The sequence below is a fragment of the Mesorhizobium sp. WSM1386 genome (assembly GCF_055901595.1).
Genome location: NZ_CM148373.1, coordinates 1179764 through 1201863 on the forward strand (window position 1 = coordinate 1179764; position 22100 = coordinate 1201863).

22 protein-coding genes and 1 pseudogene are annotated in these 22100 nt (G+C 63.4%); 17 read left to right on the forward strand and 6 right to left on the reverse strand.

Annotated elements, in window-relative coordinates:
* Window positions 1–3 precede the first annotated feature (3 nt).
* From AC0NIH_RS05695 to AC0NIH_RS05705, 3 genes are all read left to right on the forward strand, one after another.
* A complete protein-coding gene (locus AC0NIH_RS05695; RefSeq protein ID WP_013892431.1) occupies window positions 4–888 on the forward strand; it encodes a F0F1 ATP synthase subunit gamma in 885 nt (294 codons plus the stop codon).
* 70 nt (window positions 889–958) lie between these two features.
* Window positions 959–2533 carry a F0F1 ATP synthase subunit beta gene (atpD, locus tag AC0NIH_RS05700; protein ID WP_023766045.1) on the forward strand — a complete coding sequence of 525 codons (1575 nt, stop codon included), beginning with the start codon at window positions 959–961 and terminating at the stop codon, window positions 2531–2533.
* Window positions 2534–2647: 114 nt separating this feature from the next.
* A complete protein-coding gene (locus AC0NIH_RS05705) occupies window positions 2648–3055 on the forward strand; it encodes a F0F1 ATP synthase subunit epsilon (RefSeq protein ID WP_473461051.1) in 408 nt (135 codons plus the stop codon).
* Window positions 3056–3104: 49 nt separating this feature from the next.
* Here AC0NIH_RS05705 and AC0NIH_RS05710 read toward each other — a convergent pair whose 3' ends face one another.
* Window positions 3105–4625, reverse strand: coding sequence for a mannitol dehydrogenase family protein (locus AC0NIH_RS05710; RefSeq protein ID WP_473461054.1), 1521 nt, complete (start codon window positions 4623–4625; stop codon window positions 3105–3107).
* A 95-nt stretch (window positions 4626–4720) separates the two neighbouring features.
* Between AC0NIH_RS05710 and uxaC the strand changes: the two genes are divergently transcribed.
* From uxaC to AC0NIH_RS05750, 8 genes are read left to right on the forward strand one after another with little or no spacing between them, the layout of a single operon-like run.
* On the forward strand, window positions 4721–6181 hold the full coding sequence (gene uxaC, locus AC0NIH_RS05715) for a glucuronate isomerase (RefSeq protein ID WP_473461056.1): 1461 nt from the start codon (window positions 4721–4723) through the stop codon (window positions 6179–6181).
* 32 nt (window positions 6182–6213) lie between these two features.
* Window positions 6214–7191: a TRAP transporter substrate-binding protein gene (locus tag AC0NIH_RS05720; RefSeq protein WP_224731389.1), complete on the forward strand. Its 978-nt coding sequence runs from the start codon at window positions 6214–6216 to the stop codon at window positions 7189–7191.
* Complete coding sequence (locus AC0NIH_RS05725) at window positions 7191–7778, forward strand: TRAP transporter small permease (protein WP_473461059.1); 588 nt, start codon at window positions 7191–7193, stop codon at window positions 7776–7778. Before AC0NIH_RS05720 ends, AC0NIH_RS05725 begins: the two co-directional genes overlap by 1 nt.
* Complete coding sequence (locus tag AC0NIH_RS05730) at window positions 7779–9059, forward strand: TRAP transporter large permease (protein WP_023766051.1); 1281 nt, start codon at window positions 7779–7781, stop codon at window positions 9057–9059. It abuts the gene before it with no gap.
* Between the two features lie 60 nt (window positions 9060–9119).
* Window positions 9120–9890, forward strand: coding sequence for a FadR/GntR family transcriptional regulator (locus tag AC0NIH_RS05735; RefSeq protein WP_023777581.1), 771 nt, complete (start codon window positions 9120–9122; stop codon window positions 9888–9890).
* A gap of 22 nt (window positions 9891–9912) precedes the next feature.
* Window positions 9913–10764 (forward strand): 5-dehydro-4-deoxy-D-glucuronate isomerase, encoded by an 852-nt coding sequence (kduI, locus tag AC0NIH_RS05740; RefSeq protein WP_023777582.1) that lies wholly within the window; start codon window positions 9913–9915, stop codon window positions 10762–10764.
* Window positions 10761–11522 (forward strand): 2-dehydro-3-deoxy-D-gluconate 5-dehydrogenase KduD, encoded by a 762-nt coding sequence (gene kduD / locus AC0NIH_RS05745; RefSeq protein WP_473461063.1) that lies wholly within the window; start codon window positions 10761–10763, stop codon window positions 11520–11522. Before kduI ends, kduD begins: the two co-directional genes overlap by 4 nt.
* Window positions 11523–11540: 18 nt before the next feature.
* On the forward strand, window positions 11541–11879 hold the full coding sequence (locus AC0NIH_RS05750; RefSeq protein WP_473461066.1) for a cupin domain-containing protein: 339 nt from the start codon (window positions 11541–11543) through the stop codon (window positions 11877–11879).
* A gap of 126 nt (window positions 11880–12005) precedes the next feature.
* On the opposite strand, the gene AC0NIH_RS05755 is transcribed toward AC0NIH_RS05750, so the two are convergent.
* Window positions 12006–12608, reverse strand: coding sequence for a cupin domain-containing protein (locus tag AC0NIH_RS05755; RefSeq protein ID WP_473461068.1), 603 nt, complete (start codon window positions 12606–12608; stop codon window positions 12006–12008).
* Here AC0NIH_RS05755 and AC0NIH_RS05760 point away from each other — a divergent pair.
* Window positions 12596–13630 (forward strand): AraC family transcriptional regulator, encoded by a 1035-nt coding sequence (locus AC0NIH_RS05760; protein WP_023777586.1) that lies wholly within the window; start codon window positions 12596–12598, stop codon window positions 13628–13630. The two genes, AC0NIH_RS05755 and AC0NIH_RS05760, sit on opposite strands and share 13 nt — an antisense overlap.
* Window positions 13631–13861: 231 nt before the next feature.
* On the opposite strand, the gene AC0NIH_RS05765 is transcribed toward AC0NIH_RS05760, so the two are convergent.
* On the reverse strand, window positions 13862–15283 hold the full coding sequence (locus tag AC0NIH_RS05765; RefSeq protein WP_473461071.1) for a coniferyl aldehyde dehydrogenase: 1422 nt from the start codon (window positions 15281–15283) through the stop codon (window positions 13862–13864).
* A gap of 269 nt (window positions 15284–15552) precedes the next feature.
* Between AC0NIH_RS05765 and AC0NIH_RS05770 the strand changes: the two genes are divergently transcribed.
* The gene (locus AC0NIH_RS05770) at window positions 15553–15996 is read left to right on the forward strand and encodes a hypothetical protein (protein WP_473461074.1); all 444 of its coding nucleotides are present in this window, start codon (window positions 15553–15555) and stop codon (window positions 15994–15996) included.
* A gap of 58 nt (window positions 15997–16054) precedes the next feature.
* Here AC0NIH_RS05770 and AC0NIH_RS05775 read toward each other — a convergent pair whose 3' ends face one another.
* Together AC0NIH_RS05775 and AC0NIH_RS05780 are read right to left on the reverse strand one after the other, a co-directional pair.
* On the reverse strand, window positions 16055–16177 hold the full coding sequence (locus AC0NIH_RS05775; protein WP_280940334.1) for a hypothetical protein: 123 nt from the start codon (window positions 16175–16177) through the stop codon (window positions 16055–16057).
* Between the two features lie 44 nt (window positions 16178–16221).
* A complete protein-coding gene (locus AC0NIH_RS05780) occupies window positions 16222–16506 on the reverse strand; it encodes a GNAT family N-acetyltransferase (RefSeq protein WP_473461077.1) in 285 nt (94 codons plus the stop codon).
* A 214-nt stretch (window positions 16507–16720) separates the two neighbouring features.
* Between AC0NIH_RS05780 and recQ the strand changes: the two are divergent.
* From recQ to AC0NIH_RS05795, 3 genes and pseudogenes are all read left to right on the forward strand, one after another.
* A pseudogene (gene recQ / locus AC0NIH_RS05785) lies at window positions 16721–18556 on the forward strand (DNA helicase RecQ).
* A 761-nt stretch (window positions 18557–19317) separates the two neighbouring features.
* Window positions 19318–19488: a hypothetical protein gene (locus AC0NIH_RS05790; protein ID WP_287274486.1), complete on the forward strand. Its 171-nt coding sequence runs from the start codon at window positions 19318–19320 to the stop codon at window positions 19486–19488.
* A gap of 144 nt (window positions 19489–19632) precedes the next feature.
* Window positions 19633–20259, forward strand: coding sequence for a LysE family translocator (locus AC0NIH_RS05795; RefSeq protein WP_473461080.1), 627 nt, complete (start codon window positions 19633–19635; stop codon window positions 20257–20259).
* 87 nt (window positions 20260–20346) lie between these two features.
* On the opposite strand, the gene AC0NIH_RS05800 is transcribed toward AC0NIH_RS05795, so the two are convergent.
* Window positions 20347–21240, reverse strand: coding sequence for a LysR family transcriptional regulator (locus tag AC0NIH_RS05800; RefSeq protein ID WP_473461083.1), 894 nt, complete (start codon window positions 21238–21240; stop codon window positions 20347–20349).
* Window positions 21241–21393: 153 nt separating this feature from the next.
* Between AC0NIH_RS05800 and AC0NIH_RS05805 the strand changes: the two genes are divergently transcribed.
* Entirely contained in the window at window positions 21394–22038 is a 645-nt protein-coding gene (locus AC0NIH_RS05805; RefSeq protein ID WP_473461086.1) for a hydrolase, read from the forward strand.
* The last annotated feature ends 62 nt before the right edge of the window (window positions 22039–22100 follow it).

Sequence of the window (22100 nt, forward strand, 5' to 3'; positions counted from 1 at the left end):
AGCATGCCTTCATTAAAAGACCTTCGTAACCGTATCGCCTCGGTCAAGGCGACGCAGAAGATCACCAAGGCGATGCAGATGGTCGCCGCGGCGAAGCTGCGCCGTGCGCAAGAGGCCGCGGAAGCGGCGCGCCCCTATTCGGAGCGCATGGGTTCCGTGCTGGCCAACATCACCCAGGCGATCGGCGGCGGCGGCGATGCTCCGGCGCTGATGACCGGTACCGGCAAGGACGACGTGCACCTGCTGGTCGTCTGCACCGCGGAGCGCGGCCTGTGCGGCGGCTTCAACTCGCAGATCGCCCGTCATGCCCGCGACCACATCCGCAGGCTTTTGGCCGACGGCAAGCAGGTCAAGATCATCTGCGTCGGCAAGAAGGGTTTCGATATCCTGCGCCGCGACTATGCCTCCATGATCCTCGAGCGCATCGATCTGCGCGAGGTCAAGACGCTCGGCTTCGTCAATGCCGACGCGATCGCCAAGAAGGTCATCCACCTCTTCGACGAGGGCGGCTTCGATATCTGCACGCTGTTCTATTCGCAGTTCAAGTCGGTGATCAGCCAGATCCCGACCGCGCAGCAGATCATCCCGGCAGGCGTCGCTTCGGCTCCGGCCGAGGCAAATGATGGTGGCAATGCCGTCTATGAATATGAGCCGGAGCCGGGCGAAATCCTTTCCGACCTCATCCCGCGCAACATTTCCGTGCAGGTTTTCCGGGCGCTGCTAGAAAACGCGGCCGGCGAGATGGGTGCCAAGATGAGCGCCATGGACAATGCGACGCGCAACGCCGGCGACATGATCAACAAGCTGTCGATCACCTACAACCGTCAGCGGCAGGCGCAGATCACCAAGGAACTGATCGAAATCATTTCGGGCGCCGAGGCGCTCTAGGCGCGGTCCGGGGCCATTTGGCCCGCGACCGGACCGCGTGAGAAACAAAGGACGAAAAAGGGTAAAGACGATGGCGAAAGCAGCGACCCCCCAGAAGGCAACACCCAAGACGGCAGCCGCGAAGGCCGCAGTCCCCGCGAAGGCTGCAAAGGCTCCGGCGGCAGCCGCGAAGGCGGCTCCGGCCAAGGCCGCTTCGGCCAAGACACCGGCAGTGGCGAGCAAGGCAACCGGCGTTGTCGGCCAGGTCCGCCAGGTCATCGGCGCTGTCGTCGACGTCCAGTTCGGCGAACATTTGCCGGCGATCCTGAACGCGCTCGAGACCACCAATGTCGGCAACCGCCTGGTGCTCGAAGTTGCCCAGCATCTCGGTGAAAACACCGTGCGCTGCATCGCCATGGACTCCACCGAAGGCCTGGTGCGTGGCCAGGAAGTGCGCGACACCGGCGCGCCGATCACCGTGCCGGTCGGCCCGGGCATGCTCGGCCGCATCATCAACGTCATCGGCGAGCCGGTCGACGAAGCTGGCCCGGTCGACGCGATCGAGATGCGCTCCATCCACCAGCCGGCTCCGACCTATGTCGAGCAGTCGACGGAAGCACAGATCCTGATCACCGGCATCAAGGTGCTCGACCTCCTGGCGCCCTACGCCAAGGGCGGCAAGATCGGCCTGTTCGGCGGCGCCGGCGTGGGCAAGACCGTGCTGATCCAGGAACTGATCAACAACATCGCCAAGGCGCATGGCGGCTATTCGGTGTTCGCCGGCGTCGGCGAGCGGACCCGCGAAGGCAACGATCTCTATCACGAGTTCATCGAATCCGGCGTCAACAAGAAGGGCGGCGGCGAAGGCTCCAAGGCGGCCCTCGTCTATGGCCAGATGAACGAGCCGCCGGGCGCCCGTGCCCGCGTCGGCCTGACCGGCCTGACGGTTGCCGAATATTTCCGCGACCAGGGCCAGGACGTGCTGTTCTTCGTCGACAACATCTTCCGCTTCACGCAGGCGGGTTCGGAAGTGTCGGCTCTGCTCGGCCGCATTCCGTCGGCGGTGGGCTATCAGCCAACGCTCGCCACCGACATGGGCGCGCTGCAGGAACGCATCACCACCACCACCAAGGGCTCGATCACCTCGGTGCAGGCCATCTACGTGCCCGCCGACGACTTGACCGATCCGGCGCCGGCGACCTCGTTCGCCCACCTTGACGCGACGACGACGCTGAACCGCGCCATCGCCGAGAAGGGCATCTACCCGGCGGTCGATCCGCTGGATTCGACCTCGCGCATGCTCGACCCGATGGTTGTGGGCGAAGAGCATTACGGTGTCGCCCGCCAGGTGCAGTCGATCCTCCAGCGCTACAAGTCGCTGCAGGACATCATCGCCATCCTGGGCATGGACGAGCTGTCGGAAGAGGACAAGCAGACCGTGGCCCGCGCCCGCAAGATCGAGCGCTTCCTGTCGCAGCCGTTCTTCGTCGCCGAAGTGTTCACCGGCGCGCCGGGCAAGCTGGTCGACCTCGCCGACACCATCAAAGGCTTCAAGGGCCTCTGCAACGGCGACTACGATCACCTTCCGGAAGCCGCCTTCTACATGGTCGGCGGCATCGAGGAAGCAGTCGAGAAGGCACAGCGCCTTGCGGCTGAAGCGGCTTAATCAAGGGAATAGGGAGTAGTCAGTAGTCAGTAGTGAATAGCAGCTGGGTGATTGGGCGGTTTTTATCCTCTCTCCCTACTCCCTACTCACTATTTCCCTACTCACTAAATTGACATGGCTGAAGCTTTCAAGTTCGAACTGGTTTCTCCGGAGCGCCTGCTGGTTTCCGCCGAGGTCGAATCGGTCGTCATTCCGGGCGCCGAAGGCGAGATGACTGTCATGGCGCATCACGCGCCAGTCATGACCACGATCCAGCCCGGTGTCGTCACGGTGAAGAACGCCTCGGGCAGCGAAGAGCGCTATGTCGTGTTCGGCGGCTTTGCCGACATCGTTCCGGCCGGCTGCACGCTGCTGGCAGAATCGGCTGTCGCGGTGAAGGATGTCGATCGTGCCGATCTCGCCCGCCGCATCCAGGAAGCCAGGGAAGATGCCGCAGACGCCAAGGACGACCAGGCACGCAGCAAGGCCGAACAGTTCCTCAGCCAGCTCACGACGCTGGAAGGCGCCATCCTGCCGGCGTGAAAATCCGCACCAATTGACTGACTGAAAAGCGGGGCCTGCCCCGCTTTTTCTATATTCCCAAGGCAGCGAAGGCCAGGGTCGGACCGTCCCGCCGCAGGTGGACGAGATGCACGGCCACCAGTTCAATCAGCGTCTGGCGTTCGGCGTGATCCCCAGCGAAGCCAGCCAGGTCGAACACCGCCGTTACGGTTTCGTTCGCCGGCAGTTGCTGGCTCAAAAGGGCTGTCAGCGACGCATCGAGCGGATCGGTGAAATGGCCTTCCGGCAAGGTCTTACCCCGCGCCGCGCAGGCGGCGATCCAGGCGGCAACCACCAGCGTGAGATGCACAAATTCAGTGCCGGCTTCCATACACTCCACGGCCGAAGCAACAATACGCTGCGGCAGTTTCTGGCTGCCGTCATTGGCGATTTGCGCCGTGCGGTGAGCGAGCGCGGTGTTGGAAAAACGCTCGGTGAGCTCAGCCGTGTAGGCTGAAGTGTCGAGCCCGGCATCCTCGGGCAGGGTCGGGATGGCTTCGGCCCATAGCGCGTCGACGAATTGCCGGATCGCCGGATCGGCAAAGGCGCGGTCGACGGTGGCGTGGCCGCTGAGCAGGCCGAGATAGGCGATGCCCGAATGCGCGCCGTTGAGCAGCCTGAGCTTCATGTCCTCGAAGGGGGCGACATCGCCGACCATGGTGACGCCGAACTTTTCCCAGGACGGCCGGCCCGCCGGAAAATTGTCTTCGATGACCCATTGGCGGAAGGGCTCGGTCATGACCGGCCAGGCGTCCTCGACGCCGAGCTCCACGGCGATCCGCGCCCGGTCGGCGTCGGTGGTCGCCGGCACGATGCGGTCGACCATGCTTGAGGGGAACGCGACCTCGTCGGCGATGTGGCCGGCGAGCCTGGCGCTGCTGTTTGCGTCCGGGCTGGCATCGCGCAATTCCGCGAATTCGACCAGCAGGCGATGCAGCGTTGCGCCGTTGGCCGGCAGGTTGTCGCAGCACAGCACGGTGAAGGGCGGTGTGCCGGCGGCACGCCGCCGGGTGAGCGCCTCGGTCAGAAAACCATGCGCCGTCCTTGGTCTTTGCGGATTTGCCAGATCGTGGACGATGTCGGGATGGGCGGCGTCCAGTCCGCCGCCCGCTGCCCTCAGATACGCCTTTTCAGTGATGGTCAGCGTCACGATGCGGGTGCGCGGATCGGACAGCGCGGCCAGCACCGCACCGGGGTCTTCCGGCGCCACCAGCATCGAGCCGATCGAGCCGATGACGCGGAGCTCCTCCTCGCCGCTGCTGCGGATCGCCAGCGTGTAGAGCCCGTCCTGCGGCGCCAGCGCATCGCGCGTGTCGGGGCTGCGCAAGGAAACGCCGACTATGCCCCAGTCCGTCTCGCCCGCCGTCAGGCAGTCGTCGACATAGGCTGCCTGATGGGCGCGATGGAAAGCGCCGACGCCAAGATGCACAATGCCAGGCGCGATGCGGCCGCGATCATAAGAGGGTGTCGCGACCGGGGCCGGTAGCGCTTGTACCGTTGTGGCGGAGAGGCGTTTGGTCGTCGCGGCGCGGCTGGTCTGGTCGGATGGCATGGATGGCCTCGGCATGGGGTCGGCGAGCGGCGTAACACCCGATCTCTTGCCACACAATGGCTTCAAAAGTCATCATACAACAATCCAATTTTTGTATGTTGACATTATTTCTTGCCAACCCTACCGATAGCAGCCTTGGGAGGATAATCGTGGCACTGACCAATGCGGATTTGCTGTTTCCCGCCGAGGCGCATCCGCGCTCGATCGCCCGCGATCTCTATGCCGGGATCAAGGACCTGCCGCTCATCAGCCCGCACGGCCACACCGATCCGCGCTGGTATGCGCTGAACGAGCCGTTCCCGGATCCGGCGCAACTGCTCATCGTGCCCGACCACTACATCTTCCGCATGCTGTGCAGCCAGGGCGTGCGGCTGGAGGATCTCGGCGTGCCGACCCTCGACGGCGGGCCGGTGGAAACCGACGGCAGGACGATATGGCGGCGCTTTGCCGGGCACTATCATCTGTTTCGCGGCACGCCGACGCGGCTGTGGTTCGACCATGTGCTGGCGGATCTGTTCGGCATCGAAGAGCCATTGAGCGCGGAGACGGCCGACCGCCACTACGACACCATCGCGACCGTGCTGCAGTGGGAGAATTTTCGTCCGCGCGCTTTGTTCGAGCGCTTCAACATCGAGGTCATCGCGACGACCGAAGGCGCGCTCGACGATCTCAAATGGCACCAGATGATCCGCGACAGCGGCTGGGAAGGCCGTATCGTCACCGCCTACCGGCCGGATGCGGTCGTCGATCCCGATTTCGAGGGGTTCTCGGCCAATCTCGACCGGCTCGGCGAGATCACCGGTTGCGACACCGGAACATGGGCCGGCTATCTCGACGCGCATCGGCAGCGGCGCGCCTTCTTCAAAAGCTTTGGCGCGACCTCGTCCGATCATGGCCATCCGACGGCCGATACCGCAAATCTTTCCGACGCGGCGGCGCAGGAGCTGTTCAGCCGCATCCGCCGCGGCTCCGACGACGAGCGCGAGCGAAAACTGTTCCGTGCCCAGATGCTGACCGAGATGGCCAAGATGAGCCGGGACGACGGGCTGGTGATGCAAATCCATCCCGGATCCTGGCGCAATCATTCGCCCGACATTTTCCGGAAATTCGGCCGCGACAAGGGCTTCGATATCCCGACCCGGACCGACTACGTGACGGCGCTGAAGCCGCTGCTCGACTGCGTCGGGCTGGAGCGCGACCTGACAATCATCCTCTTCACGCTCGACGAGACCAGCTACGCGCGCGAACTGGCGCCGCTTGCCGGCGTCTATCCGGCGCTGAAGCTCGGGCCGGCCTGGTGGTTCCACGACAGCCCGGAAGGCATGCGCCGCTTCCGCGAGATGACGACGGAGACAGCCGGCTTCTACAACACCGTCGGCTTCAACGACGACACCCGCGCCTTTCCATCTATACCCGCCCGCCACGATCTGGCGCGTCGGGTCGACTGCGCGTTCCTGGCGCGCCTCGTCGCCGAGCACCGGCTGCGCGAGGACGAGGCGCATGAGCTGGCCAAGGAGCTTACCTACACGCTTGCCAAGAAGGCGTACCGGCTCTGAGCCGGGCGCCTTGATTCTAAAGGGAGGAAGTCATGTTGCATTTTTCGAAATTAACAGCGGTCACATTCGCCTTCGGCTCACTGCTGATAGGCATTGCCAACGCCGAAACCGTGCTGCGCTCGGCCGACACGCACCCCGACGGCTATCCGACCGTCGAGGCGGTGAAATACATGGGCGAGCTGATCAAGCAGCGCACCGACGGCCGCTATTCGGTCGAGGTGTATCATTCGGCGCAGCTCGGCGAGGAGAAGGACACGATCGAGCAGACGCAGACCGGCGTCATCGACCTCAACCGCGTCTCGATGGGACCGTTCAACGGCATCGTGCCGGAGACGGCGGTGCCGTCGCTGCCTTACATCTTCCGTTCGGTCGACCACATGCGCCATGTCATGGACGGGCCGATCGGCGACGAGATCCTCAAGGCGTTCGAGGCGCATGACCTCGTCGGCCTGGCCTTCTACGATTCCGGCGCGCGGTCCTTCTACAACACCAAGAAGGACATCGCCTCGATGGCCGACATGAAGGGCATGAAGTTCCGCGTCATCCAGTCGGACGTGTTCGTCGACATGGTCAATGCGCTGGGCGCCAACGCCACGCCGATGGCTTATGGCGAGGTCTATTCGGCCTTGCAGACAGGCGTCATCGACGGCGCCGAGAACAACTGGCCGAGCTTCGAATCCGCCAAGCACTACGAGGTCGCCAAGCACTATACGATGGACCAGCACCAGATCGTCCCGGAAGTGCTGGTGATGGCCAAGGCAAGTTGGGACAAGCTATCGCCGGAGGATCAGGCGATCGTGCGCCAGGCGGCCAAGGACAGCGTCGTCAAGATGCGCGAGTTGTGGGACGCGCAGGAAAAGAAGTCGCGGGACATCGTCGAAGCAGCCGGCGTCAAGGTCAGCGAGATCGACAAGCAGCCGCTGATCGACGCGATGAAGCCGGTCTATGACAAGTATCTGTCGACGCCGGCACTGAAGGACCTCGCCACCCGCATCCAGGCGACGAAATAATGGAAGCCGGCGGACCGGGCGCGGCGCGGACTTCCGCGCCGCCGTCGAGCGAGGGTGGCTTGAAGGCGTTCTGGCTGGGCACCGAACGGCTGTTGGCACAGCTGTCGAGGCTCGCACTGTGGGTCAGCGGCGCCGGACTGACCCTGATGACGGTGATCATCTTCTGGCAGGTCTTCTCGCGCTATATCCTGAACAGTTCGCCAAGCTGGACCGAATCCTCAGCGGTGCTGTTGATGGGCTGGTTCATCTTCCTCGGCGCGGCCGTCGGCGTTCGCGAGCGCACGCATCTGGGTTTTGACGTGCTGCTCTATTTTCTGCCGCCTTCGGCCAAGGCGGTGCTGCGCAGCATTTCGGACGTCGTCGTGCTCGCATTCGGCTTCGGCATGATCGTCTATGGCGTCCAGCTCGCCAGGCTGACCTGGAACACGGTGATGCCGTCGCTCGATCTCCCGGGTGGCGTCAGCTTCCTGCCGGTCGTCCTGGGCGGCGCACTTGTCTGCTTGTTCTCCCTGGAGCGGCTGGCTGGGCGCTTTGCCGGCCTGCCCGTCGATGCCGACCAATACGCCACGGGCGAGGAGGATCTCTAGATGGCCCTGACGGTCCTGTTCGGCACCTTCGTCTTCCTGCTCGTCATCGGCACGCCGATCGCGTTCTGCCTCGGTGTCGCCAGCTTCGCCACCGTACTGGTGCTGGGCCTGCCGCCGCTGGTGGTGTTCCAGCGCCTCAACTCCGGTGTCAGCGTGTTTTCGCTGATGGCGATCCCGTTCTTCATCTTCGCCGGCGACCTGATGGTGCGCGGCGGCATCGCCGCCAGGCTCGTGGCGTTGGCCGGCTCGCTGGTCGGCCATTTGCGTGGCGGCCTGGGCCAGGTCAACATCGCCGCTTCGACCATGTTCGGCGGCATTTCCGGCTCGGCGGTGGCCGATGCATCGGCGGTCGGCGGGCTGATGATCCCGCAGATGAAGGCGCGCGGCTACGGCATCGACTATGCCGTCAACATCACCTCGGTCGGCGCCATCATCGCGCTGCTGATTCCGCCCTCGCACAACATGATCATCTATTCGATTTCAGCCGGGGGCCGGATCTCGATCGCCGACCTTTTCACCGCTGGCGTCATACCTGGCCTGCTGCTGGCGCTGTCGCTGATGGTCACCGCCTACTGGGTCGCGAGCCGCCGCGGCTACCCGACCGAGCCGTTCGCCGGCTTCGGCCGGGCCCTGCAATTGCTCGTCGCCGCCATTCCCGGCCTCGTCCTGATCGGCATCATCTTCGGCGGCGTGCGCTCCGGCATCTTCACTGCCACGGAAAGTTCCTGCATCGCCATCGTCTACGCCTTCCTGGTGACGCTCATCATCTACCGTTCGATGAGCTGGAACGACTTCGTCGCCGCCACCAGCGCCGCGGTGCGCACCACGGCGATGGTGCTGATGATCATCGGCTGCGCCGCGGCCTTCGGCTGGCTGCTCGCCTATCTCAGGGTGCCGGCGGCGCTGGTCGCCTTCCTGCAGTCGGTGTCCGACAACAAGCTGGTCATCCTGCTGCTGATCAATGTGGTACTCCTGATCCTCGGCACGTTCATGGACATGTCGCCGCTGATCATCATCACCACGCCGATCTTCCTGCCGGTTGTCATGGCCTATGGCGTCGACCCCGTGCATTTCGGCGTCATCCTGATCCTCAATCTCGGCATTGGCTTGTGCACGCCACCGGTCGGCGCGGTGCTGTTCGTCAGTTGCGCCATCGGCCGCATTCCGATCTGGACGGCGATGCGCTCGATCTGGCCCTTCTACGGGGCAGCCTTCGCCGTGTTGATGCTGGTCACCTACATTCCGGAAATCTCATTGTGGCTGCCCAGCCTTTTCCACTAGGGGGGCCTTTTCCACTAGGGGGCCTTTTCCACCAACGGGTCCGTTCCATTAGGAGGTCACGTGTCCGATACCGTCGCCGACCTCAGGGTCGAAAGAAGACCAAAACTGTCAGAGACCGTCATCGCGGCGATCCGCAAGCAGTTGCAGGCGGGGGAGATCCTGCCCGGCCACAAATTGCCGACCGAAGGGCAGCTGACCGAGACCTTCGGCGTCAGCCGCACGGTCATCCGCGAGGCTCTGGCCAAGCTTGCCGCCGATGGCCTTGTCGAGCCGCGCCAGGGCGCCGGCGTCTTCGTCACCGAGCATATCTCGACGATGTTCGGGGCGCTCGCCGCCGACATGGGAGCCAAGGATTCCATCGCCCTCAACGTGCTTGAGGTGCGCCTGGCGATCGAAATCGAATCGGCCGGGCTTGCCGCCATTCGCCGCAACGCCGCACAGGAGGCGGCGATCCAGGAGGCCTTCTTCGAGTTCGAGCGGCTGCTGCTCGCCAGCGAGCCGACCGGGCCGGCCGACCTTGCCTTCCACCGCGCCATCGCCAGCGCCACCAACAATCCGTTCTATGTCGAGATGCTCGACGTGCTCGGCCGGCGCGCCATTCCGTGCGACGTGACCTCGCCCTGGTCGACCGAACTGGCGCAGTCCGACTCTTACCAGCGCGGGCTGCAGCGCGAGCATCTGGTGATCCTGAATGCGATCACCTCAGGCGACGCCGAAGCCGCGCGCGAGGCGATGCGCAAGCACCTCACCGCCAGCCAGCAGCGCTACCGCGAGCGCCTGCACGCCAGGCAGGCTTTTTATGCCGATACGGTCAGGGCCGCCGGCGAGTGATCCATTGCAAATCAGGACAGTCATGAGCCAGAGCCATACCGACTTCACCTCGCGCTTCGCAATCGATCCGGCCGCCGCCGCGACGATGGGAACCGATGAGCTGCGCCACAATTTCCACATCGAAGACCTGTTCCGGCCTGGCCGGGTCAGCCTGACCTACACCCATTACGACCGCATGATCGTCGGCGGCGCCGTGCCGGTGGTGGCGCCGCTGCCGCTGGAAGCGATCAAGCCGACCGGGACGAAAAACTTTCTCGACCGCCGCGAGCTGATCGTCGTCAACATCGGCGGTGCCGGCAGCGTGAAAGCAGGCGGCCAATCCTTCGAATTGCAAACGCGCGACATGCTTTATCTCGGCATGGGCAGCAACGACGTGTCGTTCGCCTCTGCCGACAAGGACGCTCCGGCTAAATTCTATCTGCTCAGCGCGCCGGCGCACCAGGCCCATCCCAGCCGGCTGATCCGCCTCGGCGACGCCAAGCGGCTCGATCTCGGCAGCAAGGAGGCCTGCAACGAGCGCTCGATCTTCCAGTTCATCCATGCCGAGGGAACAAAGACCTGCCAGCTCGTCGTCGGCATGACGCAGCTTGCGCCGGGCTCGATCTGGAACACCATGCCGTGCCATGTCCATGACCGGCGCATGGAGGCCTATCTCTATTTCGACCTGCCGGAGACGGCGCGGGTCTTCCACTTCATGGGCGAGCCGGACGAGACACGCCACATCGTCATGCGCAACGAGGAGGCGGTGCTGTCGCCAGGCTGGTCGATCCACTCGGGCGCCGGAACCTCCAACTACGCCTTCATCTGGGCGATGGCCGGCGACAACGTCGACTATACCGACGTCGACCTGGTGGCGATGGACGATTTGCGGTGAGCGATTCCGCCTTCAGCCTGGCCGGCAAGCGCATCGCGGTCACCGGCGCCAACACCGGCATCGGCCAGGGCATCGCCATCTCGATTGCTCGTGCCGGCGGCGCGGTGGTCGGCGTCGGCCGCTCGTCGATGGACGATACGGCAGGCAGGATCGCCGCCCTTGGCGGACAGTTCGAAGCTGTGAAGGCGGATCTCGCCGACACGGCGGCGGCAGGGCCATTGCTGGACCGGGTCTGGGAAGAAAACGGGCCGCTCGACGGGCTGGTCAACAATGCCGGCATCATCCGGCGCGCCGACGCCGTCGATCTCAGCGAAAGCGATTGGGACGACGTCATGGACGTCAATTTGAAGACCGCCTTCCTGCTTTGCCAGTCCTTCGCCCGGGGTGTCCTTGCCAACGGGCGCCGGGGCAGGATCGTCAACATCGCCTCGGTGCTGAGTTTCCAGGGCGGCATCCGCGTCGCGTCCTACACGGCCTCTAAACATGGCGTGCTCGGCATCACCCGGCTGCTTGCCTGCGAGTGGGCGTCGAAGGGCATCAACGTCAACGCCATCGCGCCGGGCTATATCGAGACCAACAACACGCATGCGCTGCGCGCCGACGCCGACCGCAGCGCCGCCATACTGGGGCGCATCCCGGCCGGCCGCTGGGGCGAACCGGGAGACATCGGCGACGCCACCGTCTTCCTGCTGGCACCGGCATCGAACTACATGCATGGCGCGGTGGTGCCGGTGGATGGCGGCTGGCTGGCGCGATAGAGCTCTGAGGAGACAACGATGACCAATCCGAAGATTTTCGCCCATGCCGGCGAAGCTGCGTGGGCGCCGACGCCGGATGGCAACAGGCGACGCGTTCTGCTCCATACCAACGAGCTGATGTTGGTTGAGTTCGGCTTCGACAAAGGCGGTGTCGGCGCCCTGCATTCGCACCCGCATGTCCAGGCAAGCTATGTCGCCGAAGGTCGCTTCGAGGTGACGATAGATGGCCAAACCGAGATCGTCGAGGTCGGTGGCAGTTTCATCGTGCCATCCGGTCTGATGCACGGCGTCAAGGCACTGGAAGCAGGGCGGCTGGTCGACAGCTTCACGCCGCACAGGGCCGATTTCCTCGCCTGATCGAGCGGAATCAATACGTGCCAAAGGCGCCCGCGCCGCTTTGCTCCAGCACATCTCGCAAAGGAAAAGCCCGCACCCCTCCGGAGAGGCGCGGGCCCGCCATTGATGGAAGTGGCCGGTGAATCGTCACTTCTTACTCGGATCTTCCGCCGGGTTGACGTAGGTGATCGCGAAGGGCCCCTCGCCATGAACCTGGACAATCGTATCGCTCGTCGTCCAAGCGAAGTGGTTCATTCCAGCCGGGGCAACGCCGAAACCGCCATCCGTCAGTTCGATGCCGTTCGCCTCATCGAGCCTGTCACCCATTCCGATATGAAAGTTGCCGGAAATCACCGTCACATATTCCGAGGTAGGGTGGTTGTGCGCGGGAATTTTGTAGCCTGCGGGCATCTTCAGCCGCAGCACATAGATGCCGTCCTTTGACGGATCGCCGGCAACAACCGCGAACTGTGCGCCAGCTGGAAGGACGGCAGGAGCAGGACCCCATTTGATGCCGTCGGCATTCATAGGCATATCATCAGCAAGCAGGGGCGCTGTTCCAGCCAGCAGAAGTGCAAGTGTGCAGGCTAATTTCAACATCCTGGTGTCTCCATTGGTTTGCAGAAAGTCTTTTTTGCCAAGCTGGAGGTTGATAAGATCGCGCATCGGGTGATGCGGGATTAATCTGTCGAGCTGCAGCGTTCTGGAGGTGTAGCCGCCAGACTTCAGGTTCAGCAATGACTGCAACATCGGATTTACATACAGGGACGCCGGACCATGGGCCGGATCTGCTGTCGGAAATGCTGAAAGCCGTAAGGCTGACCGGCTCCGTCTTTCTGAACGCCTGCTTCAGCGCGCCGTTCGGCGTCGTGGCCCCGAAATACTATGACCCGGTCAGCCCCATGGCCTGCCTGCGCCACATAAGCATTTTCCATTTCATCGTAGCGGGCAACTGCACTTTCGAGGCCGCAAATGGCGAGCGGCGAGAAGTCACTGCTGGCGATCTGCTGTTCCTGCCATTCGCTGGCCATCACAGGTTTTGGAAGGGTGAGCCGCTGGTGATGGCTGCGGCCGGAGAAATTGTGCAGCCTGGCCGGATCGAAGGAATGTGGACCGTCAACTACGGCGGCGGCGGTGACGAATTGCGCATGATCTGCGGCTTCCTCGAGTCTTCGGAATTCCTGTTCGCGCCGGTGTTCCGCACACTTCCGGCGCTCATCGTAGAGAAGGTGTCGGAGAACAAGGTAGGCGCCCTGATCGCTTCGACGGTGCGGGAAATCGATTTGCATGTCGAGGCGGCGGCGCCGGGTTCACAGGCGATGCTTGGAAGACTCATGGAGCTTCTGTTCGTCGAACTGCTGAGGCGCCATGTTGCCCGGCTTCCACCCGGCTCAAAGGGTTGGTTCGCCGCGCTGAACGATCCGATTGTCGGAAGGACGTTGCAGCTTCTCCACGCCGATCCAGCGCGCCATTGGACCGTCGGTCAGATTGCCGACAAGGTTGGCTCATCGCGCACGATCGTTGCGGAGCGGTTCAACGCGCTGCTCGGCCGCCCGCCGATCGAATACCTGACGGGTTGGAGGATTCAACTGGCTGGCGAGCGCCTGCGTTTCGGCCATGAAAGTCTCGCAAGTATCGCTGCCGGCGTGGGGTATCAATCCGAGGCCGCATTCAGTCGCGCCTTCAAACGCGTCACCGGGATCACACCAGGAAAATGGCGAGAACGGACCGGCCGCCGTGCGGGTCTTGCCTTAGAATCCGCTTCGCCTTAGGCCGTTTCGAGGCGATCATCGATGGCAGGACAGAAATCCTCGAGACCGCCAGCGGCGGAAGCGGGCCGGCTTGGCGACGGTTTTTCAAAAATGAAAACCCGCGCCCCAAGGAGCGCGGGTTTGTTGCCTGGGCGCTTGTGGCGCCGCGGTACTCAAGACATCACCGCAGGATTGGGAACCTGCCGAATGATGGTGAATATAAACTTAATGCGCGGAGATCACGGCGTTTGATCAGGTGATCCGCCGAAGCAGGGCGAAAAGTCGTTCGAACGTCTTGCCGTAGGGCGGGCGCAGCAGGGCGCCCGCGCTCAGGCGCGACTGCAGGAAGACCGGTTTCTCCTTGCTGAAGGTGCGGAAACCCCATTGCCCGTGATAAGCACCCATGCCGCTGGCGCCGACACCGCCGAAGGGCTGGTTCTCCTGCACCAGATGCAGCATGCAGTCGTTGATGGTGACACCGCCGGCGACGGTTTCGTGCAGGATGCGCTGGCGGTTGCCGCTGTCGCGCCCGAACCAGTAGAGCGCCAACGGGCGGTCGGCCCGGTTCACATGGTCGATCGCCTCGTCGATGGTGGCGTATTCGACGATCGGCAGCACCGGCCCGAAGATCTCCTCGCGCATCAGCCGCAGGTCCGGGCTGGTATTGCTGACCAGTGTCGGCAGGAGCTTGCGGCTGGTGGTGCCGAGATCTTCGCCGGCCGGGTTGATTTCGGTGACATCGGCGCCGGCATCGCGGGCCTCGGCGATCATGTCGCGCAGACGCTGGTAGTGCCGGTCGCTGATGATGGCGGTATAGTCGGGATTGTCGCGCAAGGAGGGGTAGAGCCGCGCGATCGCCGTTGCGAGCTTGGCGGCGACCGTGCTTGCCTGTCCCTTGGGCACCAGCAGATAGTCCGGCGCGATGCAGGTCTGTCCGGCATTCAACAGCTTGCCGTAGGCGATGCTGGACGCCGCCGCGTCGAGATCGCAGGACGGATCGAAGATCGCCGGCGACTTGCCGCCGAGTTCGAGCGTGACCGGTGTCAGGTTGGCGGCCGCGGCGATCGCGACCTGGCGGCCGACCGCGGTCGAGCCGGTGAACAGCAGATGATCGAACGGCATCGACACGAATGCCTTGCCCATTTCGGCATCGCCGGTGATGACGCTGAGCTCATCGGGTGCGAAATGCTCGCCGGCGAGTTTGGCGAGCAGCCCCGAGAAAGCAGGCGTCAGTTCAGACGGCTTGACGAGCACGCGGTTGCCGGCGGCAAGGGCTGCCGTCACTGGCGCGACGGCAAGTTGAAAAGGATAATTCCAGGGCGAGACGATGCCGACGACACCGAGCGGCTGCGCAACGAGGCGGTTCTTGCCCGGCAGGAACGGCAAGGTGGTGGCGACACGGCGCTCCCGCATCCAGCCTTTCAGGTGGGACAGGGCGTGGCGGATACCGGCACGCACGACAAACAGTTCGGCAAGGCGCGTCTCATGCGTCGAGCGGCCGCCAAAGTCGATGTCGATCGCCGCGCAGATGTCGGCCTCATGCCGCTCGGTCAGCGCCAGCAGGCGTTTCAGGCGGTCCTTGCGGACGTCGATGTCGGGAAAGGGCTGCTTCTCGAAGGCGGCACGCTGCAGCTGGAACCGCTCGCCGAGGATGTCCTGTCTCACCTGCAGCATCGTGCCCTCCCTGGCTCGCCTGACCAAGCTTACATCCTAGCGCGTGAAGGAATCCAGCGGGGTGCAGGTGTCGCAGGGGAAGGTGTTCGTGACTGATCGTTGCTGGGGACAACTCTGAAGCTCTTGCGTGCAGATACAATCTAATGCATCCTATGCGAGAACAAGCGAGGTTACCATGAGCTGCAGATGAGTCGTTTGGACGACGCCTCAGTCGATATGCTGCATGGGCGCGCAACGGACAAAGATTGCGGACAGACCAGGGGGCGGATATGAACGCAAAACATCACATGCTGGCGGTGGCCGTCATTTTCTTTGTGACGGGTGCGATCGGGATTATCTCCTCAATCGCTCTGCTGATGTTTGGGCAGTCACCGAATATCGTCAGCGCCATCTCGAGTCTGGCCTATGTCATCGGCGCGTACTACTTCCTGAAGGGATCGCGACCCGCGAAAATTTTCCTTGCAGCGATGGCTGGCCTCGCGACCCTGCTCGAGGGAGTGCTTGGAATAGCTGTCGTCGCATATGGCCAAATGGCGTTCGGGCTGCTTATTCTGCTGCTGGCGGCACTCACCGCTTATTGCTTCTGCATGCTGCAGTTCTCGAAAGCCCTCAATGCCGAGTTCGATCGCCGATCCGAGGCTTATCGGTTGAAGAAGGAAAAGGCGGCTCGGCGCTTCTATGAAGAGCTGGAGCAAGGCGGCAGCCGGGAATGATGCCAGCGGCTGCGGGCGGCCTGCAAACTATCATCGCAAGGCAATTGTCGTTGCAGGCCTATGTGTGCGCGCGTTGCATGATAATGGTGCGCTCTTCGCCGTGGTAGCTGTCGCGCACGGCCCTGAAGCCCAGCCTGGCGTAGAAGGCTTCGGCCGTAAGGGACGAAGGGACGGTCAGCACTTTCACCCCGCCTTTTCGTGGGCCAGTTCGATCTCGGCCATCAGTCACCTGCCAACGCCTTGTCCCTGGACATCGGGAGCGACGAACACAGTTCTGATCACCTCTCCATCGAGGCTGGCGGTTCCGACGATGCGGCTGGCGATCATGGCGACAAAGACGTCACGCTTGCCCATCAATTCCAGCACGGCGGACGGGCTGAAGCTCGGCTCCACTCGCGCGATGATCCCAGGCGAATAATCCCTGGCATTGCTCTCCCGCAAAGAGCGCAAGATCACCGCGCTGATGTCGGCGGCATCGCTTTCCCGGGCAACGCGAACCTTGCACGTCATGACGGCTTATGGCGGCTTTCCACGGACTGTCTCCGTCCCTTGTAAACAAGGCGAGGCCGGCTTCTCAGCCATGCGGTCTCGCGGGTTCCTGCGAAGGGGCGTTGTGGTTGCCTGACGGCTGCGCTACTCCAGGGCATCGAAAGGAGAGCATCTTGACCAGTTTCCACATCCTCTCCAATCCCCGAAAAATCGCTCCCCGCCCGGTGTCCGCCTGATGCCGGCACAGGCAGCGAGCATGCGGGCCGAGGATCCCAAGCGGCGTGTCCTGAAGGACGTGTTCGGCTTCGACGATTTCCGGCCCGGCCAGGCCGATGTCATGGACGCGCTGCTGGGCGGGCGCCATGTGCTGGCCGTCATGCCGACAGGGGCCGGCAAGTCGCTTTGCTACCAGGTGCCGGCGCTGGTCCTGGGCGGGCTCACCATCGTCGTTTCGCCGCTGGTGGCGCTGATGCAGGATCAGGTCGCAGCCTTGCGGCTGGCAGGCGTCGCCGCCGACACGATCAATTCCTCGCTCGACCGCGACGCCAATGTCGCGGCCTGGCGCCGCGTGGCTTCTGGCCAGACGCGGCTGCTTTACCTGGCGCCGGAGCGGCTGATGACCGAGCGCATGACCGAGGCGCTCTCGCGGCTCGATGTCAGCCTGATCGCGATCGACGAGGCGCATTGCATTTCGCAATGGGGCCCGGCGTTCCGGCGCGAATATGAGGATTTGTCGCGGCTGCGCGGCATTTTTGCGAAAGTGCCGATCATCGCCGTGACGGCGACTGCGGATGAGAGCACGCGCACCGACATCGCCGTCCGGCTGTTCGCCGAGCGTGTCGAAACGCTAGTGCTGGGTTTCGACCGGCCCAACATCTAGCTCGCCATCGCGGCCAAGCAGGACAGCAAGCGCCAGCTGCTCAACTTCATCGAGCGGCATCCCGGCCGCAGCGGCATCGTCTATTGCCTGTCGCGCAAGAAGACGGAGGAGATGGCGGCCTTCCTTGAGAAGAACGGCGTCACCGCGCTCGCCTATCATGCCGGCATGAGCAAGGACGCGCGCGAGGCGAACCAAAACGCCTTCATGACGCTCTCGGGCGTCGTCATGGTGGCGACCATCGCCTTCGGCATGGGCATCGACAAGCCGGATGTCGCCTATGTCTTCCACACCGATATGCCGGGCAGCCTCGAAGCCTATTATCAGGAGATCGGCCGCGCCGGCCGCGACGGGCGGGAGGCCGAGGCGCATATGCTGTTCGGCCTTGGCGACATCCGCATGCGCCGGCTGTTCATCGACGACGAGGATGCGTCGCCCGAGCACAAGAGGCGCTCGCATCGCCGGCTCGACACGCTGATCGGCTATTGCGAGACGGCGCAATGCCGCCGCCAGGTGCTGCTCGGCTATTTCGGCGAGGAAGCCCAGCCTTGCGGCAATTGCGACAATTGCCTCGACCAGGTGCCGCGCGCCGATGGCGCCGCCGAGGCGCGCATCATCCTGGCCACGGTCGCGCAGAGCGGCGAACGCTTCGGCGCCGCCCATGTCATCGACATCCTGACCGGACATGAAACCGAGAAGGTGCTGGCCAGGGGTCATGAGAGGCTTGCCAGCTTCGGCAGCGGTGTGGCGCACAAGAAGGATTTCTGGATGTCGCTGATCCGCCAGCTTGTCGCTGGCGGTTTCCTGGAACCGGACCCGAGCGGCCATGGCGGCCTCGCCATCGCCGAGAAGGGTCATGCGCTCGGCCGGGGCGAGGTGGCGTTCCACTACCGCGTCGAGGTGCGCGTCCGAGCCTTGCGCAAGATGCGAGCGGCCGAGGCTTCGGGAGCCGAAGGCGTCGATGCTTCGTTGCTTGCCACGCTCAAATCCGTGCGGCTGCGGTTGGCGAAAGAACGCCAGGTGCCGGCCTATGTGGTGTTTTCCGATCGCACGCTGATCGACATGGCCGAACGTTGCCCGCGCGATCTCCACGCCTTCGCCGAAGTGAATGGCGTGGGGGCGGCGAAGCTCAAGGAGTTCGGCCAGGCTTTTCTCGCGGCAATCGCGGCGCACCAGTCCGATGGGTCGGCCTGAGGACCTCACCGTGCCGGCATTAAATCTATACCGACAGGCCGCCATCGCCGTGAGTCTAGCAAATCGATCACGCCGAACTGGAAGGTCTGACAACCCCGGCGATGCGGATAGCGACTGCATCAAGTCCGCCCTCGTAAATTCTCGTCAGGACGTGTTCGGAAGCTTCGGCCCTTTGGGCAGTGCATCCGAGAAGGTCGCCACCGCCTAACCGTGCCGCCCGATTGGCGGCGCAATCCCAACCCTCCACGAACCGTCGCATTCAATGTGACAGTAGAATCTGTGCTGGCGATTTTCCATGCAAGCTAAACCCCCAGCTTGGCCTTTAGGACCTAAATCCATGAAGGTCGTTAATGGGGCGGTGGCCGGCAATGCGTCGCAGACAGCCGGCGGACTGGAGAAAGGCGGCCGGTGCCAAGGGGTGGGAGCCATGGGGTTTTGGCGCCGGCCAAGCGGACAATCAGATCCGCCGCGCCTGCAGACATGACGGATTCAAAGGGCGAGCGTTATGGCGTGATCACGGACTGCTCGCTGGCAGAGCCAGGACCAACAAAAGCAGGACGGCGGTCGAGAGGGCAAGCGGCGGTGTCGACGGTTATCGCTGGCAGCCACAATATTCACTTGCGCTAATATAAAAGTGACGTAACGTCATGCCCCAGCATCTTGGGGATGCGCAACCATGGGGAAGTACGATGCGAGTGGCTATATTTTGCGTTGCGATTGTAATCGCTGCGACTGGTGTCGCTGCGGCCAAGGAGAAAAAGGTGGTGGTCAGTGACGCCGCGGCCCTGTGCTCTGCCAAGCATTCGGCCAAGAAGCCGGTGCCGGAGCTGGACTGCAGTTTGACTGGTACGGCCAAATTGTCGGATGCAGCAACGCCGGAAAAACCGCGCCTCGGATACGAGACCAATCCTTGGATTGTCGTCGGATTTTAGTGCGGGATTGATCGAGCGACGGCAGCAAATCCGCGTCAGTGACAAGCGCCACGCCATTTTGCGTGATCGCCACGCAAGCGGCGACTATGTGAAATCGGTTACGGAAGACCGGTACCGGGCACTCTACACAGCCGCATGGAGAACATGCCGCTCGTGACGGTCGCCTTCGTATCAGTGCTCGGCATGGCGGTTCCAGGGCCGGATGTCGTGCTGGCCATCACCAACGGCTCACGTTACGGCGTCAGGAACGCCTTCATTGCCATGGCCGGCGTGGTGCTTTCCGACTTCGTCCTCATCTGCATGGTTGGGCTCGGCTTCGGCGCGCTTCTGCTGGCCTCGGAACTCTATCTCTCCGCGCTCAGGATGGTTGGCGCCGGCTATCTGCTTTTCGTCGCGGTCCGCACGCTCCGCCTCTCCGGCGCGTCCCGACCTGCAATCGATCCCGGCATTCTCCAAAAGACCCAGTCGACCAAGGCCCTCATGCTGCGTTGCTTTGTGGTGGCGGTCACCAACCCCGAGGCATGGCTGTTTTTCCCCGCCATCCTGCCACCCTTTGTCGACACCAACGAGCCGATTGCGATGCAATATGCCGTTCTGGCCATCATCATCGCGGTGGCGGATGTCTTAGTACTGATGCTCTACGCGACCCTTGGCTCGCGGGCGGTCAAGCTCCTGGCCGGCCCCAAGGCCGTGTGGATCGATCGATCCTATGGTCTTGCCCTGCTCGTTCTTTCGAGCGTTCTCATCCTGCAGGCCCTGGGCCATCTTTGAGGTGGCCCCGAGGCGACGCTGTGGCAATGGCGGCCGAGAACGATGAACGGAGAACTATAGCTACGCTATCCCTCTCCATAGCCTTCCCTAGCTGTCGAGACCCCAAAGATCCGGATTCCGTTTGAAATACTCAGTCAGCATTTCGGTGAGCACCCGCACCTTCCGCGTGGGATGCTGACCCGGCGGGCGGACGACATACGCGGCCCCCGGCGGTACCGGATAGCGCGTCATGATCGGGACCAGCGCGCCCGAGGCCACATAGTCATATGTGATGCAATCGGGGAGCCAGGCGATGCCGAGACCTGCCGCCGCCGCCGCGGCAAGCGCGGTGGCGCTGTCGGCCTTGAACCTGCCCTGCGGCTGAACCGTGACAATCCTGCCGCCATCCATGAACTGCCAGCCTTCCGTTCCCTGCATCAGCGCCTGATGGGCGATGAGTTCATCCGGGGTCTCGGGTGATCCGTGTAGCTCGATATAATCCGGGCTTGCGACAAGCTTTCCATGGATCGGCCCAACGCGTTTCGCGATCAGGTTGGAGTCCTGAAGATAGGCGCTGCGGATCGCACAATCGAAACCCTCCGCGATGAGATCGACGAAGCGATCGCTGTAGGAAGTATGGATGTGAAGTCTTGGATGCAGACGCGCCATTTCCGCAAGCACGGGGGCGAAGTGGGTCGCCCCGAAAGTAAGCGGCATTGCGACCCTCATACGGCCGCGCAGCTCGCCGGTGGGGAGGATTGTTTCCCTGGCGGTATCGATCTCGGCGCTGGCTCGGGCCGCATGGTCCCTGAACGTGATTCCCGCTTCCGTGAGTGCCGCGCCGCGGGTTGTTCGTGCAAGGAGCTGGACGCCAAGCTCGGCTTCGATCCTGAAGAGCCGCCGGCTGACGATTGACTTGGAGACGCCGAGCCGGCGTGCGGCGGCCGATACGCCCCCTGCATCGGCCACTGCGACGAATGTCTGCAGGTCTTCGATGTCCATCCAGCGTTCCTCATTTCGCGACACAGCTTGCCTGAATGTGACACTACCGCATCACCAAGAGGAACAGCAAATTGCGGCCAGGCAACGTCGCCCGCCGGCGCATGTCTCCTGTGAACCTATTGCCGTCCATGGCGGCAGAGAAAGGAAGTCTTGATGAACCATCGTAACGGCCTCGATTCGCTTCTTCGCCCCGAAGACTCGGTCCTCGTTCTGATCGATCACCAACCTTATCAGCTCGCAAACCTGAACAGCCACGATCCGCACATGGTGGTGAACAACACGACCGCGCTGGCGAAGCTGGCAAAAGCCTTCAATGTTCCGACCATTCTCACCAGCGTGATCGCGGCGCGCGGTGGACTGCTCTTCAAGCAGGTCACCGACGTATTTCCGGACCAGGAAGTCATCGATCGCACCTGGGTGAACACCTGGCAGGACGAGAATGTGGTGAACGTCGTCAAGGCGACCGGCCGCAAGCAGCTGATCATCGCCGGCCTGTGGACCGAGGTCTGCGTCGCAATGCCTGTGATCCAGGCAGCCGGCGAAGGCTGGGACGTGACCGTGACCACCGACGCGTCGGGCGGGATCTCGAAGGAGTCTCACGAAGTCGCCATCCAGCGAATGATCGCGGCCGGCGCGAACGTGATGACCGTGATGGCGCTCGCTGGCGAATGGCAACGCGATTGGGCGCGCACCGAGCATGTCGAGGAGCTGACCGAGATTCTCATCCAGCACTTCGGCGGCAGCGGCATCGCGTATCTTTGGGAGCAGCAGCTTCTCAACACGCCAGTAGCCGGCTGATCCCGGCCGGCATGGCGGTGAGGGTCGGAATCGATCCGTTTGCCGGCCCTCGCCGCCTCACC